Here is an 18,458-nt window from a genome sequence, read left to right as displayed (position 1 = left end):
TCTTTTTGACATCAAAAAGAAAGAGCCCTTCGGCGGCGGCGAGCCGAGGCAAGGCTTAGCCCTGGGGCAAAAAAAGAAATGTATACGTCATTCATATTGATTTTTATCCAATAAATTATCCCTCAGGGTGACGAATTCCGGATAGACTTAGCTTTGCTAAGCATTAACCTGGTTTTTTACTTTGCTGGTCTTTTTAAAGCCGAACAAGAAATCTATCGGGGGCCTCAAGCTAAAACACGACTATAAGGTAAGGAAAAGAAATCAATTGTGCGTCATTCATATTGATTTTAGACAATAGATTAGCGCTTAGGCTGCTAATCCCATATTTGAGAAATGGCCTCATCATCCGGCTGATGTTGAGGTATTAGATAGAGATTTTACTTGCAGGAAATAGCCAGGGAGCATAAATGTGTAACCTGAGTTATTCATTTAACACTCCCGTAAGCTATCCAATCTAACTAACTAACTAACTATACTAACTAATAAACGCCGTCCAAGTCCATGGCACGTAAAATTTTAACGTGTCTGAATGCATTTGTTTCTGACCATTCCGAATCATAATTCATACCATAAGGCCAAAAGTGACCGCCTCCGGCACTAATATTACTGGTGGGGGTTTCAAGCGCCCTGATTGTTGCTATACCATTCGCACCAGAGTATGTTCCTCCGTTGGTCAGGTTATACCAGCCCCCGGTTTGTCCCACGCCGTAGCAATGGCCCATTTCGTGCATAGCGGTACGTACATTCTGATAACTTGTATTTGCTCCGAAACTAATGCTGCCATTTACGTTAGCTTCAGCGGTTGGTACACCTGTATTGTAAGAAACACTGAGGGTTCTTGCATCCCAATCGGCACCGGCATTGTAACGTGCACATGCATCATTCATCGCGTTGGTGATTCTCGTAATCACATCAGCAGGAACGCCATTAGTCGAAGTCCAGGCCCAACCCACCTGGCCATTATATTTAGTTTTTACCAAAACCCATTGCTGGTTATCACCACCGTGTGAATCATATTGATTGATATCGCCTCCATCTTCCAATGAAGCGCCCCACAAGTCAAGAGCTTTGCCACTTGCCCTGTTTACAATGCGATAGTAGTTGCTTCCCAATGCTACGAACTGCCACTGCTGGTTATTGGCACCGGTATAGTCATTTATTTGAATATTGCCACCATTTGTGTTGTCAGCAGCGGTTAATGCCCGGTTGCTTTCTACTCCAATTATACTATAGTAGCCACCTGATAAGGCGGTTAGTTTCCACTGTTGGTTAGTCCCGCCGGTTCCGCCCCACTGCCATACGCTTGTATTGTTTCCGTTTTGGCCTCCGGGCACGTCTATTACCTTACTACTGGTTTTGCTCATGATATAAAAAGTTCCATTTGCAAGCGCTTGCGGGATTTCAATGGCCTGTATGGCCTGGACTTTCTTCTTGGTTATTGCTGAGTTAAACGTTTCTGTGTCGTTGGGATTTACCTCGGCAACCTTCTTACAACTAGTGGTGCAAATAGCGGCTATTAAAATCGCAGCCGCATACTTTAAAAAAAGCATGTTGTTTTTCATAATAATGTTTAGGTTTTGATATGGTAGTTTACGCGACAACCAAGGTTTTATATTTCCCAAAGGCGTAAAATCTTTGCATTCAAAAATCTCTGGGTATTTTAGTAAAAATTCCGGTTTGGTAAAGGACTAACCAGGTTCAGCTTGGTTTAAACGAATAGAAACTCTTAGTTGGAATACCCGATTTGATTAATGCAGCGCTTTTTTCTCTTACTGCTGTTAATTGTAAGCATTTCCGATTCATATCATATTTGGTTAGGTAACTACAAGTAGGTATTAGTAATTACTTCTTTAGTTCAAATATAATATACAATAAACCATAATACGGGTTGTAAATCAATCGATTTTGGGGGGTAAATCAACCATTTTGGGTATGTGTTGACGAACAATTGAAGAAAGTGGCTACATTCACATCGAAATGTAGACCGGCAATTAATTAAAAATATTACTTCAATTTGTTTTGAAATCATTTTCATGTCTACGTTTCTCTGGCAAACGCGGGTGGTGAAACAGAAGATGTTAAACGAATTAAATATGGATTTTTTAGACTTTAAAATAAATGTTATTCACAAATTTTTATTTTAAATTACTGTTATTTAGTTTGATATATACAGGTGTTAGGAGCCAATGATCTTTGAACTGCTTAGTCAGGATATTAATAACAGGCTAATTTTTTAATGTCTGATATCATCCCAATAATTTTTTTTATTTATGAAGTTTTATTCAAAAAGTATGTTGGTAATTGTCGCATTGGCAATTGTTTTTTTTAATGGTTTTTCGCAGGAGGTGAAATATCCAAACAAATTAGAAGGATACCTTTTCGCCTATTTTGAAGGATCGGGGCCAGGGAGTGGGCAAGAGCAGCTTCGGTTTGCAACCAGCGCTGACGGCATAAACTGGTTTGCCCTTAATCAAAATGATCCGGTGATAAAATCTGATACGATTTCCTATTCTGGCGGCATCAGGGATCCGCACATTCTGAGGAAAGAAGATGCAAGTGGTTTTTATATTACGGCAACAGATATGAATACCCATAAAAATGGCTGGGCTAAAAATACAGGGATAATCATGTTAAAATCCACTGATTTGACGCGCTGGAGCCATAAAGCGGTAGATTTGGCGAAAGAATATCCTGCAACTTTCTCAAAGGTGAAATGGGTATGGGCCCCACAAACGATCTACGATCCGGTAGCTAATAAATATCTGGTATATTTTACCATCAGATTTGAAGATAATGAAAAGCTTGATTTTTATTGCGCCTATGCTAATAAAGACTTCACCGGCTTTGAAAAGGAGCCAACCTTATTGTTTAGTCCGAAATTTGGTGGTATTGACGGCGATATTATCTTTAAAGACGGGATATACCATTTTTTTTATAAAGGAAACACCAAGGTAGACGGAAAAGAAGTAAAAAATGGAATTCAGCAGGCCACATCCCGATCATTGCAGGGGCCATGGGTGGAAGACTTTAAATATCTGGATGCTTACGCTGGAACAGACACCCCGGTAGAAGGCTCGAGCATCTTCAAACTGAATGATTCTCCGGATTATTTGTTGATGTATGATCTGTATACAAAAGGCAGATATGAATATCAGAAAACTACCGATCTGTTTAACTTTAGCAATACCCCATTATCATTTACCAAAAATTTTTTTCCCAGGCATGGAAGTGTCATCGGGATAACCAAACAGGAACTCCGCCAGCTCAATAGTACCTGGAAAGGTGTGCCTGGTGATTTGCTCATCCCCACACTTCCCGGCGACCGGTTTCAATTTGTAGCTGATGGAAACCCGATCATTAAACACCAGTATACTGCAGATCCGGCAGCGATTGTTGATGAGGGGAAGTTATGGCTGTTTACCGGGCATGATGCTGGTGGGAAACATAAAACTTTCAAAATGGAAGATTGGTCGGTTTTCTCCACCACAGACATGAAAAACTGGACACAATATCCGGTTCCGCTTAAACTTTCAGATTTTTCGTGGGCAAGTGGTGGCGATGCTTATGCGGGGCAAGTGATCAAGCGCAACGGCAGATACTATTGGTACATCAGTACAAATGCGTATGGCATAGGTGTTGCCGTTGCAGATAAACCTGAAGGCCCGTATAAAGATGCAATCGGTAAGCCGCTTTTAACGAATAAAGACTGTTATGATTCTAAAAACTATTGGGCCTGTATTGATCCAACTGTTTTTATTGATAAAAAAGGGCAGGGTTGGATATTCTGGGGAAACAGTGAGTGTTATTATGCCAGATTAAAAGAAAATATGATCGAAATTGATGGCCCAGTGAAAAGAATCAATTTTAAAGGTTTCAACTTTACTGAAGCACCATGGATACATGAGCAAAAGGGAACCTATTATCTGTCTTATGCTACCGGTTTTCCTGAAAAAATTGCTTATGCAACAAGTAAATCTCTTGACGGGCCATGGAAATATCAGGGTATTTTAAATGAAGTAGCCGGAAATAGTGATACCAACCACCAGGCTATTGTTGAATTTAAAAACAAATGGTATTTCTTTTATCACAACGGGTCTATGCAACCTGGAGGGGGCAGTAATAACAGATCGGTTTGTATAGATGAAATTTTTTACAACAAAGATGGAACGCTTAAAAGAGTAATAATGACGAGCGAGGGTGTAGGGAAAAGATAGTTAGAAAATACGGAGATATCAATTCAGTGTTGCTGGTGGCTGGAGCCCACATGGCTTTGCGAAATTCCGAAGGCTTTAAAGAATCTTTTTCGGAATTATATTCGAATAAATATAATCGCTACGATAACGTTAAGTAACACCTACGAATGGATTTTCAAATGATTTGAAGCGCATTGTTAGAAATGAAGATCTGTTCATGGTATTTACTTTTTGGAAAGAAGTTCCGGGAGCATCTGGTCTTTTTAGTCCCGCCCTCACTTCAAGTCCTCACTCGCTCCGGGCTTTTATGTTCCAGTCGGGTTTAGGCGGCCAGGATAGTGGCATCTGTTTTTGTTTTATCGCAAATTGCAGAGAGATGAAGTTTTCTTGCACAGGCCGTCGTATTTAAACGGGATGGGAGCGGCATACTTTTGCTGTAAAGGCCGGGGGGGCGTAGAAGGGCAGCAAAAGATATAGCAGACAGCGCGGCAGAACCCAACCGATGAGGAAGCTACAGTACCTTTCCAAAATAACAGTACTCACCAATCTTAATTAACGTGCGTTACGGATACTTTAATTGTATAGCAAAGCATGTTAAAACACGATAAAAAAAGCCCCCAAATTTGTTTAACTTTTGGGGGCTTGCTTCTACCTGTTAGCAATGTGGATGATCGAACTCAGGTTAAGCCGTAATCATTATTTTATGGTTAAGTTAACAGTAAAGGTAGCAGTTACCTTACTTCCGGACGCTAACGTATATACCAATGCTTGTTTCATGGTATATTTATCACCTGTATTAACACGGTTGGGATACTGACCAGCACTCAACTTAAAATTTTGCGAATCAAACTCGCAAAACACCCGTGAATTGGCCGAACTGTAGCTAACTACATAACCATTGGCATCGAACCACTGGCCATAACCATTAGCCGTTATCGTAGCATTTAAGTTGTTATTCGGTTCAAGTGCATAAAATTTAATTTCGGTGCCCATTTTGCTGGTAATATCTTGTTTAGGTAATTGAAAGGCAGATGCCAGTTTAGCGATGTCAATTTCGGCTGTGGCATAATCGTAAGAAGTGGTGCTCCGTTTTACTTCCAGATCATAAGTAAAGGCCACATCTTTAGGTGCCTGATTATTGTAGCCAGGTAAACTGGTGTTCTGAAATTTTACTTTATATGGCCACTGTTCATCATTGGTATTATTATCATCCCAGGCATGCGGATGGTATTGGGTAGGCGCACCGGTAACCACAAACCAAAGGCGGCTGCAATTGGCCGGAATAGTAAAGGTTGCATTTCCGGCGGCACTGGTGAACATGGTGCTGTAGCTTCGGGTACCATTTGTGGATAAAGCAACAAAACCGTACCTCCATCCGGCAATGCTGGCATCTACCTGATTGTAGCCTGAAGCATTTGGCAAGCCTTGAAATGCCGCTGTAACAACTGTGCCTGCAGCAGGCACCTCTAAAGGCATAACATTGTAACCCGTTGTTTGCGGACAAAAGCTTGGAGCAGGCTGGAAAGCACCATCGTTCATCAGGTTCATTTTATAATGATGTGCACCGATTTTGCTCGCACCCAATGTACGGATGTTATCAATATCCCAGGTTACAAATTTAGATGCAGCATCATATAATTCATCATTTAGCTGGCTCACGGTAAGTCCGTATAAGCGTTGATAAACTTGAATCGGATCTTCATAGCTCTGTGATGCCTGCCAGATTTTGCTGATAACAGCAATGCCTCTTTTTTGTGCCCAGTATTGATGAATCATGTAGTTGGCATAACGATAATCTTCGTGGATAAGGTGTTTTTGGTAATTATCCAGATAAGGATCGAACCAGCTGCTAAAAAGTTCATCTGGGTAAGAGGTAAATGCCTGCCACTGTGCCGTTTGTTCCCAAAACGCATTTCCACCTGCTCCATTGCCTCCGAAACCCCACCTGAAGCCATGTGTGGTTCCTAAATCACACGATACCTGGTATTGGAAACTGTGGCCAATTTCATGTGCGATTGTTGAACCGACTGGCTTGCAGGTTTGTGGACTTACCCATAATGCACCAATCGTATCATCGTATCCAGAACCGGTTGCACGCCAGCCATCCTCATAATATAAAAAGATCATCAATTTGTATTTGTCCAGTTTTGAAGTTCCGTTTCCAACAGTGGCAAATTTTAAGGTATTTACATTTAGGTTGTAAAAAGATTCGGCTTTAGCCAGTAAATCATCGATATCAACACGGTATTTTGAATCTACATTAGCGGATGAAGGATTGTTAGTGCCATATCCTTTTCCCCAGAATAATATAAAATGATCGGATTGCTTAGAGCGGGCGTAACACCATTCGCTTTCGGTAGCATTCCAATCCATATTCTGCATGGATTTTGGTTTGTAAATCTGCAGGGTGGTTGTTGCCTGCACATTGGTTTCATTTGCAGCAGGATCAGGTGCTACCTTAGTTTTCTTACATGCAGTAAAGTTTAATAATAAAATTAAAGAAAGTACGGCACCGATTTGTCGGCGCAGCAAAAATTTTGATAAGTGGTTCATGGTTTAGGAGTTAATTGATTCAGCAAATTAACCAGAACCTTAAAACTATCATTGCAGGTTTTTACCTATAAGTAACTCATTTTTAACATATCGGCTATGTAGATGCACGAATAAAATTGACTTATAACCCAATAAAGATTCAGAAGCACCATTTTATCATTGATCCGTAGAATTTTTCAGGATCTCTACGGACAGAAATGGGTTAACGTGGCTTTTAATTGCCGCAAACTGACATGCTAATTAATTTTTAAACACGGGTTTATTATTTCGATTTGAGCCCTTCATGCTTATTTTAAGGTCACATCCAGGTAAACCGAATGTCTTCCGTAGCTGTCATAAAACGGTTTAAATAATACGCCGTCTATCGTAAACTCCAGTCTGGATGGATCGCCCTTGATGGTTTTTCCTAAATCATCAGCGTTAAGGACAACCTTACGCCAGTCTTTTCTTGCCTCCGGCTCCTGCGCGGCGAGCAATATCGGGCCATAGAATAAACTTGCGATATTTTGCTGATCCATTACCGGATCTAAATGAAACTGAAAAGGCATCGTTAAATCAACCTGATCTCCGGATTTCCAGTCTCTGGAAATTTTAAGATAAGTGCCGGGAACTGCATTTAACTTTTGTTGCTGACCATTAATTTTGACAACGAAACCCTTTGTTGCCCATCCTGGTACGCGCACGTACAGGTCAAATTGGCCAGTACCGTTGATCTTTAAACTGGTTTGATCTGATTTTGGATAGCTGGTTGTTTGTTCAACCTTGATTTTTCGTTCCGACCAGTTTAAAACAGATGGAATAAAAAGATTAACATATAACGATTGATTTTGCTGATCTTTAAAATAAATTGAATTCTGTAGCTTGGTGCTACTTTCCAATGCGGTACCATTGCAGCAGGTGAAACCAGTCATGTCATCATTACTGAACTGTTTTGCAACACCTGGTCTAAGCGAAATATGATACGTATTTCCGGGATTGTCTTTTGCTACGGAAGCTAAAATATCATTGTATAAAGCACGTTCGTAGTAGTCCATTAGTTCCGCTTTTTGTTCGAAAAGAAATAGATCTCCTGTCAGTTTAAGCATATTGTAAGTGGCGCAGGTTTCATTTTGTCCACCTTCAGAAAATCCGTTTTCATATAAGCTTCCTGGCTGTGCAATAAAACATTCTGCATTGGCCGGATTTCTTGCACCGGCAACCCCACCTATGCTATACATGTAATTGTTCACAACTTTATGCCAGAAGTTATCAGCAATTTTAAAATAATCTGACTGCTGAGACACACGATAAAGTTCCATACTGCCAACAATTTGCGGAATATGCTGATTGGCATGCAGGCCACGGAAAAGATCCACATTTTTAGCCAGGCCACTGGTATGCGCAGCATCGCCATAAAATAAACGGATGTTATCGAAAAGCTGTGCCGTTTTCAGGTATTTCTCTTTTCCGGTGATTCTGTAAAGATGCGCCATTGATTCATTCATGCCGCCAAACTCACCGGCAATGTAAGTATTCCACATCCTGGTTAAAGTTTGTTGTGGTAAAGCATTTAGGCGGATGTATACCCAGTCACCCATGTTGCCTGCCATTTCAAGCGCTTTTTTATTACCACTCACCTCGTAAACATCAAGCAGCCCTGCTAATATTTTATGTAAGGTGTAATAGGGTGCCCAAATCTGATTGTTTTGTCCTCCGTATTTGGCACCATTTTCAAGCATGATAAACTGGTCTGGCGGATAAGCACTGATGAAACCTTTTCCCCAGTTCCAGTAATCTCTTCTGATTCCCTTTTCACTGATATCAGAATCATAAGCAGCTTTCCCTGGCCCGTAAGGTATGGCCAGCGGATCGGCAACAGCTGCGCCTCCCGCTTTTTGGGGTTTTCCCGATAATTGAGATAAGGAATAAAGTGTATTTACCATATAATCCATTTTATCTGCAAAAATTTTCTGCATCGCTTTATCACCGCCTGCACCGGCGTAAGCCTGGGCAATGGCACTTAAATAATGTCCGGTAGCATGCCCCCTCAATTTGGTATCTTCACTGTCCCATACGCCAAGCGGCTTTGCGCCGGCAGGCTGTTTCTGGCCAAAAGCATGGCGAAACATATACAGAAACGAGTTAGGGTCAGTTTTAGCCAATACGCGGATAAATTTATCCCTGTTTTCCATAAATTTTGTTTCATGGCCTTCATGGTCAGTTTTTAAGGTTACCTGGTGCAAGGCAAAAGGCTGTAGCTTCATATCAGGTGTTAAGCTGTTGTTTCCGGTCACGGTAACCACTGCTTTTGGTTTGAAGCTTGTTCCTGGTACATAACCGGTAATGGTATAATTTCCTGGTTGGCTAACGGCCGAATTATCTGTTGGATTAGGCCAGATTACCTTCACCATCGGACCAGTTTTACCTGGCTGATAAGTTCCGGCAATTGCGCCCGGTAAACGGGGGAGATCACCTACAGTTGTTGTTACCTCAATGTTATTTACCTGAATTAAGTATTTGGTGTATAACTGAGGCGCATCTGTTGGGAAATGCTGCAGGTCATCGTCCGTTTTTGCCGAAGTGTTAACTGCTGTTTCGTTGGTTTGATTTTGTCCGTGCTGGTATACCGAAACAATCTGTTTTGCATTTAAGGCTACCCGATAAATCCTGAAATCATGGATCAAAGCATCCAGTCCTTTAGTTTTTGATGATATGGCATTACCGAGGATCAGTGATTTTTTATCTGATTTGTGCTGACCAAAAATTGCAGTCAGGTCAAAGTTGATATCTTTTGCTTCCGCAACTTTTTTCCCGTTAAGGTAACTAGTGAGGGATTTTGACGGTATATCTACGACGATAGCCAGGTGAACCCACTGTTTCAGTGCAGGAGCCGCCGCCGCTGCGATATTGGATTGCTTTCCATTTTGGATCATCGCAAGAAAACCCTTGTCGTTCTGTTTAGTGTTAAATTGTGCGGAAAAATGTTTTTCTGCATTTTGCCCGAAGTCCAGGAAGCTTTGTTCAGCACGTTCGCCCTGAAGCAAAACCCAGGCCGTTATACTAATGGATTCAACATCTGCTAGCGCGCCATCAGGCATATTTACATAAGTTCCGGTAGTTCCGGATAAAGAAAGCACTTTTCCGAATCGACTGTCTTGTACAAATTGCGGTTCGGCTCCAATGAAGTTGGCATTAAAGCGATTTCTCGACCAATCTTTTAAATCACCTTTAAATTCATATCTGGCACTCATAGCCGTTTCTCCGATACCATCCAGGATCTGATCGCCGTTTTGGGCCATTGTGGTGTTGCCTGCCAATATCAACATAGCAAGATATGGAATAGCGCAACGGAATACTTGATGAACTTTAATACTTAGCAGACTTCTCATAAGAAGTAAAATTAAGTAAAAAGTATGAGTGGCGAAGCCCTATAAATTGCAGGTATTGTGCATATTTTAACCTTATCGAAATTCGAATAGGTGAAATTTTTTGTCACACCGTGCTTGTGCAAATGCTTTAGTAAATTAAAAACATTAATCTTCTACAGGCTCAGCTGACATAGCAATTATTTATTGCGTTTTAAACAGTTTTTGATAGTATTATTCCGACACCGAATGGTTAAAATATTGATATAATATATTAATATGCAACGAAAATCGGGCTTGTATATCGTTTATATTTACAGGCTTATCTATCCATTGCTGTTTCCGCGGCTCTGGCATCATGTTTAATTATGAGTAGAAAACACATCAGGCTATTTATTTTACTGCTGTTATGCTTTACCGGTCAGGTGCTGTTGGCACAATCTCACCGCAACCCAATTATACCCGGGTATTTTGCAGACCCAACGGTAAAGAAGTTTGGAGATACCTATTATATTTATGCCACAACAGATGGTAACGGCGGTGGTTTCGGCCCGTCGCAGGTATGGACATCCAAAGACTTTGTAAACTGGACCATGCAGGATATGAACTGGCCAACTACACACCATTACTGGGCGCCTGATGTGACCCGGGGGCCAGATGGTAAATACTATTTGTATTACTGCCAGCCCGTTGAGATTTTCGGTGCTTCATCTACCAGTCCGGTTGGTCCGTGGACTTCGCTTTTGCCTAAAGGCAAACCAGTCGTACCTAATTTTATGGTGCCAAATGTGATTACCCTCGATGGTCAGACTTTTGAAGATGATGATGGTCAATATTATATGTACTGGGGTACATGGGGCATTTATCCTAACCATGGCTGTGGAGTTGGTCTTTTAAATGCCGATATGAAATCCTTTTCCAAACTGGCCCAGATTCCCAACACGGATGCAAAGGAGTTTTTCGAAGCCCCCTTTGTTTTCAAAAGAAAAGGAATTTATTATCTGACTTATTCATCGGGCTATTGCGAAGACGGGACCTATAGGGTTCAATATGCCACTGCAACAAGCCCGATGGGGCCTTTTAAATATGGTGCCAACAATCCTATCTTGGCCACAAATCAAGACGGAACGGTGCATGGGCCGGGTCATCAGTCTGTACTGCAGCAGGGCGATGATTTTTACCTGGTTTACCACCGGCACAATAATCCGCATAACGATGGCGGTTACCACAGGCAGGTTGCTGCAGATAAAATGCAGTTTGATGTGGAAGGGAATATACTGAAGATCGTACCTACCCACGCCGGAATTGGTTATCTGGCCAAAGATGTCAATCCATATCCAAATTTAGCACGAGGGAAAAAGGCATCCACCTCGTCTAGCTATGATGAAAATTTTAAAGCGGAATTTGCCTTTGATGATGATAATGGAACTTTGTGGAAAGGTAAAAGTAACGTAGGTTATGCCTGGGTGCAGGTAGATTTGGGAAAAATATGTCCCGTTAAAAGTGTGCACACACAATTTGAATATGCCACCTGGTATTATCAATATAAAATCATGTATTCGATAGATGGTAAAACATGGAAGGTATACGCCGACCAGAGCAAAAATACCCAACATGGAAGTCCGATGATTGATTTCGGGAATGTTAAGGCTCGATATATCCGGACAATAGTTTTACAGACCGAATATCCGGGATTGAATAAAGCGATATGGAATATTAAAGTTTTTGATCATGCGGCATACCATCCGGTGATGCATACCAAAATCAAAAATTGGCGGCCTTTAAATGTCTTTGAACCAAAAGGTTTATTGATTGACCTGGCTATAGACCAGCTTCAGATCAGCGCTGCGGCCACAAAGCTTCAAAATAAGGGGAAGTTGGGTGGATATTTTATCGCTAATGAAACTGCTAAACCCATCGCTTCAATGGTCGGTGGCAAAAAAGCATTGCTATTTACTGGTCAGGAACGCTTAATATCATCGGTTTCGGCTCCCAAGTCTTTGCTTGGAAACAGTAGCTATAGTGTAAGTATGTGGGTTTTAAATCCAGAAATTGAAAAGGAAGAAACCATTGTATCATGGACTGGAAGGGGAGGGGTCGATTTAAGTAATGCCGCAGTGGGCTACGGAAGCAGTAAAACTGCCGGTGCCATAAACCACCTGGGCTGGGCAGATTTGGGGTATAAACATCTGCCAAAAGCCAACGAATGGCACTTCGTTAGCATTGTTTTTGATGGTACCATGGAACGGATTTATGTAGATGGAGAACTGGATAGAGCAGAAAGGAGGATGCTCTTTATCAATAATCTGAAACGCTTTCTCATTGGCGGAAATGAAGACGGAAGCGCAGGATTTTCGGGTGCACTGGCCTCCTTAAAAATTTATGATATTCCGTTAAGCCACGAACAGGTTAAAACTGCCTATAAAAACGGATTGACAAATCATACATTGGTACATGTTGAGGCGAAAAATCTTGATTATGGCCATTTAAATCATTGGCCTAATGACGGAGCTGCTTTAGGTGAACTCATCGTTAAGGGTAAGGCAGAAGTAGCAGACGTAAACGGAAAAATAGCGGTAAGATTAGAGAGAAGAGGGCAGTTGCAGATCGGAGATAAATTGGCGGAAACATTAGACTTTACAAGACCCTTTAGTGCCGTTTTTTCGCTGTATGCGCCGGCTGGTGTCCAAACAGATTTATTTTTTGGGCGTAAAACGGCAAGGATAGCAGGCACCGGGATGTGGCAGCAGGTAATCTGCACTTATAAAAAAGGAAAATTTAAGGTAATGGTAAACGGCAAAATGTCTGAAAACGTGGATGTCCTTCGTTCAAAAAAAGATCAGCGGATCTTAATTGAATCGGCAAATACAGGAACTTCAATATCCGTATCTTCTATTGTTGTATTTAATTACGGCCTTAATGATAGTGAGTGTACACAAGAGTTTAATTTTTGGCAACAGACACGAAATCGTAACCTCACCAATGCTTCATTTGCTTCAAAACCTTCAGCCGTTACACCAAATATGGTTTACATGACAGCAAATAAACCAACATTACCAGGTACCAATTTTGAATACCTTTTTCAACGCGATGAAAATAAAAGTTCACAAAACTGGCAAACGTTTTCAGATTATACTGATTTTTCTGTTGCGCCTCAAAACAACTATACTTATACCGTAAAGGTGAGGGATAACTTTGGCAATGTTACCCTAAACTCCCTGCCTGTTATGGTTGCAACAGATTCTGCACGTTTTATCATCAGAAAGCAAAACGGATGGTCCATATCAGTTCCAGCCAGAGCGGATGGGTTAAAGGGTACTTCCTGGGATGGTTTTACGGGAAATGCAGATACTGTTACCCAACAAGCGGGCGTGCTCAGGTTCGTATCGCATAATACCTTTTGGGATGGATCAACGCCTGCCGGACCTTTTGCATACCAGCAGGTGGAAGGCGATTTTGTTGCTGAAGTGATGCTATCTGATCTGTTGGGTTTTAAACAGAAGAAAGCTTATGGCGCAAATGAAGCCGGTATAATGGTTAAAGAACCATCTGATGCAAAAAAACTTTTACAAAACGGGGTGATGCCAGGCTGGGGCGTAGGAAATATTATTACCAATTTTTACGCAGGCGAACGCAAACAGCTGAATAACCTTTCGGGATGGAATTTCTATCGTTATTTACAGATACAAAGACAGGGAAGTTTGTTTTTTATGCGTGGTAGCCATGATGGAAAGGATTGGATAAATCTTCCCGGCAGTCCGGTAAAAAGAGATGATATGAGCAGTGCTTTAGAGGTTGGTGTTTATCATGCTACCTACGGAGATATTTCCGGTTACGGAGTGTTTAGTGATTTTAAGGTCATCCAGAAGAAATAAAAGAGAAATTAATATTTGTTATTGATATTGGCTGAACGACTTTTGTTTGGTCAAATAGGATGCTATCGGACGGTAGCTTTAATATCATAAAATAACAGGCTTCTAATATTAATAGAAGCCTGGTGATTCTCTTTTACAAAGATTTTAACCAATCTATCACCTGCTCGCGGGTTTTGCCCGTCTTTTGTTGCAGTTTGCCATAAAGTTCATCATCTTTTCCCTCCTCATACTTTAAATCGTCTTCAGTTAAATCTGCGTAGGCCTGTTTAACTTTTCCTTTAAGTTCATTCCAGGCACCTTTTAATTCTAATTTGTCCATTGTTTTAGTATTTAAAATTAATATTTCTGTTATTTTTAAAAATTGGCTATGCCTTATCTGCTCTGAATATCTTTAGCAGCATATACACTATCTACCACATATCGGCTAAATCCTCTCCAGGGCAAGCTCCTTTTGTATTCTTTATAATGTAGTTCGTAAAACTTACCACTGTTTCCCATCATTTGTTTCGCTATACTTTCGTCGGTTACAGAAAATTCGAACTCATTGTTTTCAAGCGTGCCCATTTGTCTGGAGCGGACACCACTTTGAATGAGTTTCCCCTCATTGGTTTTGAAAATATATCCTTTTTTAACAATGTAATTCAGTTCTCCGGCCTTTACCCCTTCACCAAATACAAAAAAGTAGTTATAATAAACTAAGCCGATAACCAGCACAATGCCAACTATTGCTGCAATGGTTCCGATTTTTTTTCCTGTAGTCATTGCTTAGGTAATTTAATTCAAATTCTTTCTTCTGTACTGATTTCAATTGTTTTCACTCGTTTTTGTGAAGCTATAATGGCCCCGAAAGCCGCGCTCATTGCACCGAGTATCATGCCGATAAAAGAGAATATTGCAAATTTAGAAAGTGCCGAAGCCATTTCATCTCCAACTTCTCTGGCTTTTGCTTCTGCCTGCACTTTTGCCTCTTTCACCTTTTCCTTTGCTGTTTTCAGCGTACTGATCCAATTTTCTACAATCTGTTCTGATTCTGCTTCACTTTTTCCGGTTCGGTTTTTAACTACGTTAACTAATGCCTCTTTATCTACGGCATTGAAAGTAGAATCGTTTTCAGAAAACAATTTAGAAAACAAGGCATCTATTTTCTGCTGTGCTTCTTGTGGGTTTTCCAGCACATCTTCTCCTGTCGATTTTCCTTGATTTGTTGCCCTGTTTAGTGTTTTGTTAAGCGCACCAGGCTGTAATTCTTTTTTCTCTGTTTGCTTCAATAACAATTGTGCTTCCTGCTTCATTCTACCGAAAGTGTTTTCGTCAACGTTTAACTGATCTTTGATCATGTTTCCGGCTTCTGGTGCCGCAGCTTTAATCCCTTCTCCAGCCAATGAAAATCCTTTGGTAATTACGGTACCAACCCCTCCGATGACTTTTCCGACTGAAGAAGTAATTAAATACATGTTCAGGAAAGTTAACAGGCACCAGGTAAGCAGCCCGTGCAGGATTAAATCCGTTCTTTGAATATGATTTGAAAACCAACCAGACACCCAACCGCCGGTAAATACAGAGATTAGCATGGTAATAATCCACCAGATTAATGCGCCAGTGCCAAGTCCACTAAAAGGTTTAGCTTCTTCCAATGGATTGATGCTACCAAAGCCAATGCCCAGACCTAAAAAGCTAAGGAGAAGTTGAACTGCAATAGCAATCAACACACCTGAAATGATTGCTCCCCATGAGAGGCGGCTGATAAACCCGATTGCAGGTTTGTTGCCTATTGCATGAATTTTATGTTCCATAAGTGATGATAATGAGTAGTTGATGTAATAAATTGGTCATTCAAAAAAGAAGCTGCTTTCTAATGGAAGCAGCTTCTGATTTTTTTCGTTTTAGTTGTTGACGTCTCTTTTAACTTTGTTCGCCGTTCTTTGTCCTGGCAAATAAATCTGGAATCCGAATGATAGGTTCAAATTGTTTTGGGTTGTTGCGCTGCCAAAACCAACCAGTCCATTGTATTTCAATAAGGTTTCCAAACCAATATTTGGTGTAATGAAGTAGGCAAAACCCGGACCAACACTTAAGTTTAATCCGTTTGTATTACCACCACCATTGCTCACATTTACACCGCCGATACCAACAGTAGCCTCTCCAAATAAACGTCCATGACGTAACACTTCAACATCCTTTCCGGTATAATAGCGACCTAATGCACCAACTCCGTAACTGGTTGTTGTGCTGGAATTTTTTGCTGTTTTTAAACCAAAATTCACATAACCACCCACCGCAACATTGTCCTGTACAAACCAGGCTGCTTTTGGGGTGATATCTACACTGAATATTTTTGGATCATCCAAACCAAGGTTAATGTTGGTTAAGTTGCCTCCAACCATTACGTTGCCTTTTTGGATCTGGGCATTTGCCGCAAAAATGGTAGTTGCAGAAATAATTACTGTTGCTAAAAAATTTTTCATGATTGATTGTGTATAAAAATTAATATAAGGTGAATTCTACTCGACGGTTTTCCTGACGGCCTGCGGCAGTTTTGTTACTTGCGATCGGTTGGTCAGGGCCATAACCTGTTGCCTCGATTCTGGATGCATTTGCACCTTGTGAAACCAGATAAGCTTTAACTGATTCAGCTCTTTCTTTAGATAAGCGCAGGTTTAATTCTCTTCCACCGGTGTTGTCGGTATGGCCGGCTAATTTTAAGCTGAAGTTTTTCTCTACTAACAATGCCGCTACACGATTTAAGGTGGTGTAAGATTTTGCACGGATGGTTGATTTACCTAAATCAAATTCGAGATTTGAAATGGCATCTCTTAAAATTTTGCGGTCTGCTTCAGTTACCACCGTTGTTTCTTTGATAACGGTTTGTGTAACGGCTATCGGGCAGCCTGATCCGTCTACTACTGTTGCAGCTGCGGTACCCGGACATTTGTCAAATTTGTTGGCCACGCCATCATTATCATCATCGCCTAAATCTTTGGCATATTGTTCACGGTCTCTGGCTGCATTTTGCTCGGCTGTGGATAATGCCCTTCTCAACTCAGCACTTTCTTCCGCACTTTGTTTTCTCAGGTCAGCAACCGCGCTGTAATTTTGTAACTGAGAATTTTCCTTGTTTCCAAGTGCAAATTCCAATCCTGCATGCGCATAAGAGAACCTGCTTTCATTGTATGCACTTTTAACAGTAGGAGAAGATTTAATGAAATTAATGTCGTAACCTAAATCGATATTGATTCCTTTGGCTACGCCAAATTTAAATCCAACTCCTGTTGGAATATACCATCCCTCTCTGTCGGTAAATACATCAACGTTGGCTACTTTCGAATCTGATGACATGTATCCGGCACCCGCTTTAACATAAGGAATCAGTACCGCATTTTCGGTGTTAAGACTAAAGTTGGCAATATTTAATACTGCGGTTACGGAACCAGACCAGTTAATGCTGCTCACTTGTTCAATTGTACTGGTGCTATTTAAGGTTTTGATTTCTCCGCGAAGAAAATCGGCCTGCAGACCTAGCGCTGGCAGAATTTGTTTTTTGATGAAAGCACCGTAACCAATGCTTTTAAATTCTCTGGCTTTGACACTTCCTCCACCTAAAAAAGTATTTTGGCTCAGGATACCTCCGTGAGCTCCTATGCTCCATGTTCTTAAAGATTGTTTGCCAAATCTTTCTGAAGTTGTTGGCATTTCCTGGGCAAATAGTTGAGTTGACAGACTTATCAGGCCGATCAACATCGTGGATTTTGTAAAATTGTTATTCATATTGTTGTTTTTATTGGAGGAATAACACAGGTATAATATGAATGTTTCAGTTTTGTTACATAAAAATACTCCTTGAAGTTTTACGTTTTTTTAGTAGCCAGGTAGGAAAGGATTGCATATATATCAGATTTTGCCAGAAATAGTTTTCAAACAATCTTTGAATATCGTTACAGGCCGAGCATTGGCCCCCTTTCCTGTAACCAAAACAATTTGACTAAAAGATTATTCGAGTCCGCTCAGGATGGCATTTGAGAAATAAATTTTGGGTAATTGATGCTTAATTAAAAAGCTGGTTTGAGAGGCTAGTGAGGAGTATTTTTTAGCACACTCCGGTTTTAAGATACTTTCTGTGACTGGATAATTTGGCTAATGATCCTGATTTCGCTCAGTATGGTATTCGAGAACTAAATTTAGGATACCCCAAATCAAAATCGTCATTGCGAGGAACGAAGCAATCTTACTGCGCTCGCTGGTAGCAATCGTTTTAAAATTGCCAGCCTATAGTTAATCAAAATATTGCTGTCAATCGTATTGATTTTTATCACATAAATCAATCCTATCATTGACGTTATTTTTCAATTGTCTATTAATGAGTGGCTTGCGGAACCTATGCATTTCGGCGTAGCTAGGCCGTAGCACCGTATCTCCGTTCCGCTTAAATCCGGCCTAACAAATTTTTCGGGCTCCACTGACAAAGCCATCCCACTGGCTTCGAAAGAAAAATTTTC

General features: G+C 40.8%; 10 protein-coding genes. 2 read left to right on the top strand and 8 right to left on the bottom strand.

Going from position 1 to position 18,458, the window contains the following annotated elements:
- Nucleotides 1–479: 479 nt before the first annotated feature.
- On the bottom strand, nt 480–1,562 hold the full coding sequence (locus tag QZ738_RS10080) for an RICIN domain-containing protein (RefSeq protein ID WP_293787116.1): 1,083 nt from the start codon (nt 1,560–1,562) through the stop codon (nt 480–482).
- A gap of 708 nt (nt 1,563–2,270) precedes the next feature.
- Between QZ738_RS10080 and QZ738_RS10075 the strand changes: the two genes are divergently transcribed.
- A complete protein-coding gene (locus QZ738_RS10075) occupies nt 2,271–4,214 on the top strand; it encodes a family 43 glycosylhydrolase (RefSeq protein WP_293787114.1) in 1,944 nt (647 codons plus the stop codon).
- Nucleotides 4,215–4,889: 675 nt separating this feature from the next.
- Here QZ738_RS10075 and QZ738_RS10070 read toward each other — a convergent pair.
- A complete protein-coding gene (locus QZ738_RS10070; protein WP_293787112.1) occupies nt 4,890–6,746 on the bottom strand; it encodes a DUF4859 domain-containing protein in 1,857 nt (618 codons plus the stop codon).
- 287 nt (nt 6,747–7,033) lie between these two features.
- Complete coding sequence (locus QZ738_RS10065; RefSeq protein WP_293787110.1) at nt 7,034–10,114, bottom strand: beta-L-arabinofuranosidase domain-containing protein; 3,081 nt, start codon at nt 10,112–10,114, stop codon at nt 7,034–7,036.
- Nucleotides 10,115–10,458: 344 nt separating this feature from the next.
- Between QZ738_RS10065 and QZ738_RS10060 the strand changes: the two genes are divergently transcribed.
- Nucleotides 10,459–13,965 (top strand): family 43 glycosylhydrolase, encoded by a 3,507-nt coding sequence (locus tag QZ738_RS10060; protein WP_293787108.1) that lies wholly within the window; start codon nt 10,459–10,461, stop codon nt 13,963–13,965.
- A gap of 133 nt (nt 13,966–14,098) precedes the next feature.
- On the opposite strand, the gene QZ738_RS10055 is transcribed toward QZ738_RS10060, so the two are convergent.
- The 5 genes from QZ738_RS10055 to QZ738_RS10035 form a co-directional block, all read right to left on the bottom strand.
- Nucleotides 14,099–14,284, bottom strand: a complete 186-nt coding sequence (locus QZ738_RS10055) for a CsbD family protein (RefSeq protein WP_293787106.1) — start codon at nt 14,282–14,284, stop codon at nt 14,099–14,101.
- 53 nt (nt 14,285–14,337) lie between these two features.
- Nucleotides 14,338–14,727, bottom strand: coding sequence for a hypothetical protein (locus tag QZ738_RS10050; protein WP_293787105.1), 390 nt, complete (start codon nt 14,725–14,727; stop codon nt 14,338–14,340).
- 17 nt (nt 14,728–14,744) lie between these two features.
- Entirely contained in the window at nt 14,745–15,758 is a 1,014-nt protein-coding gene (locus QZ738_RS10045) for a hypothetical protein (protein WP_293787104.1), read from the bottom strand.
- 90 nt (nt 15,759–15,848) lie between these two features.
- Nucleotides 15,849–16,430 carry a hypothetical protein gene (locus tag QZ738_RS10040; protein ID WP_293787103.1) on the bottom strand — a complete coding sequence of 194 codons (582 nt, stop codon included), beginning with the start codon at nt 16,428–16,430 and terminating at the stop codon, nt 15,849–15,851.
- Between the two features lie 19 nt (nt 16,431–16,449).
- Nucleotides 16,450–17,730, bottom strand: a complete 1,281-nt coding sequence (locus QZ738_RS10035) for an OmpA family protein (RefSeq protein WP_293787102.1) — start codon at nt 17,728–17,730, stop codon at nt 16,450–16,452.
- Between the last annotated feature and the right edge of the window lie 728 nt (nt 17,731–18,458).

The organism is uncultured Pedobacter sp., assembly GCF_913776295.1.
Classification (GTDB): Bacteria; Bacteroidota; Bacteroidia; order Sphingobacteriales; family Sphingobacteriaceae; genus Pedobacter.
This window is presented reverse-complemented; position numbering and strand designations above follow the sequence as displayed.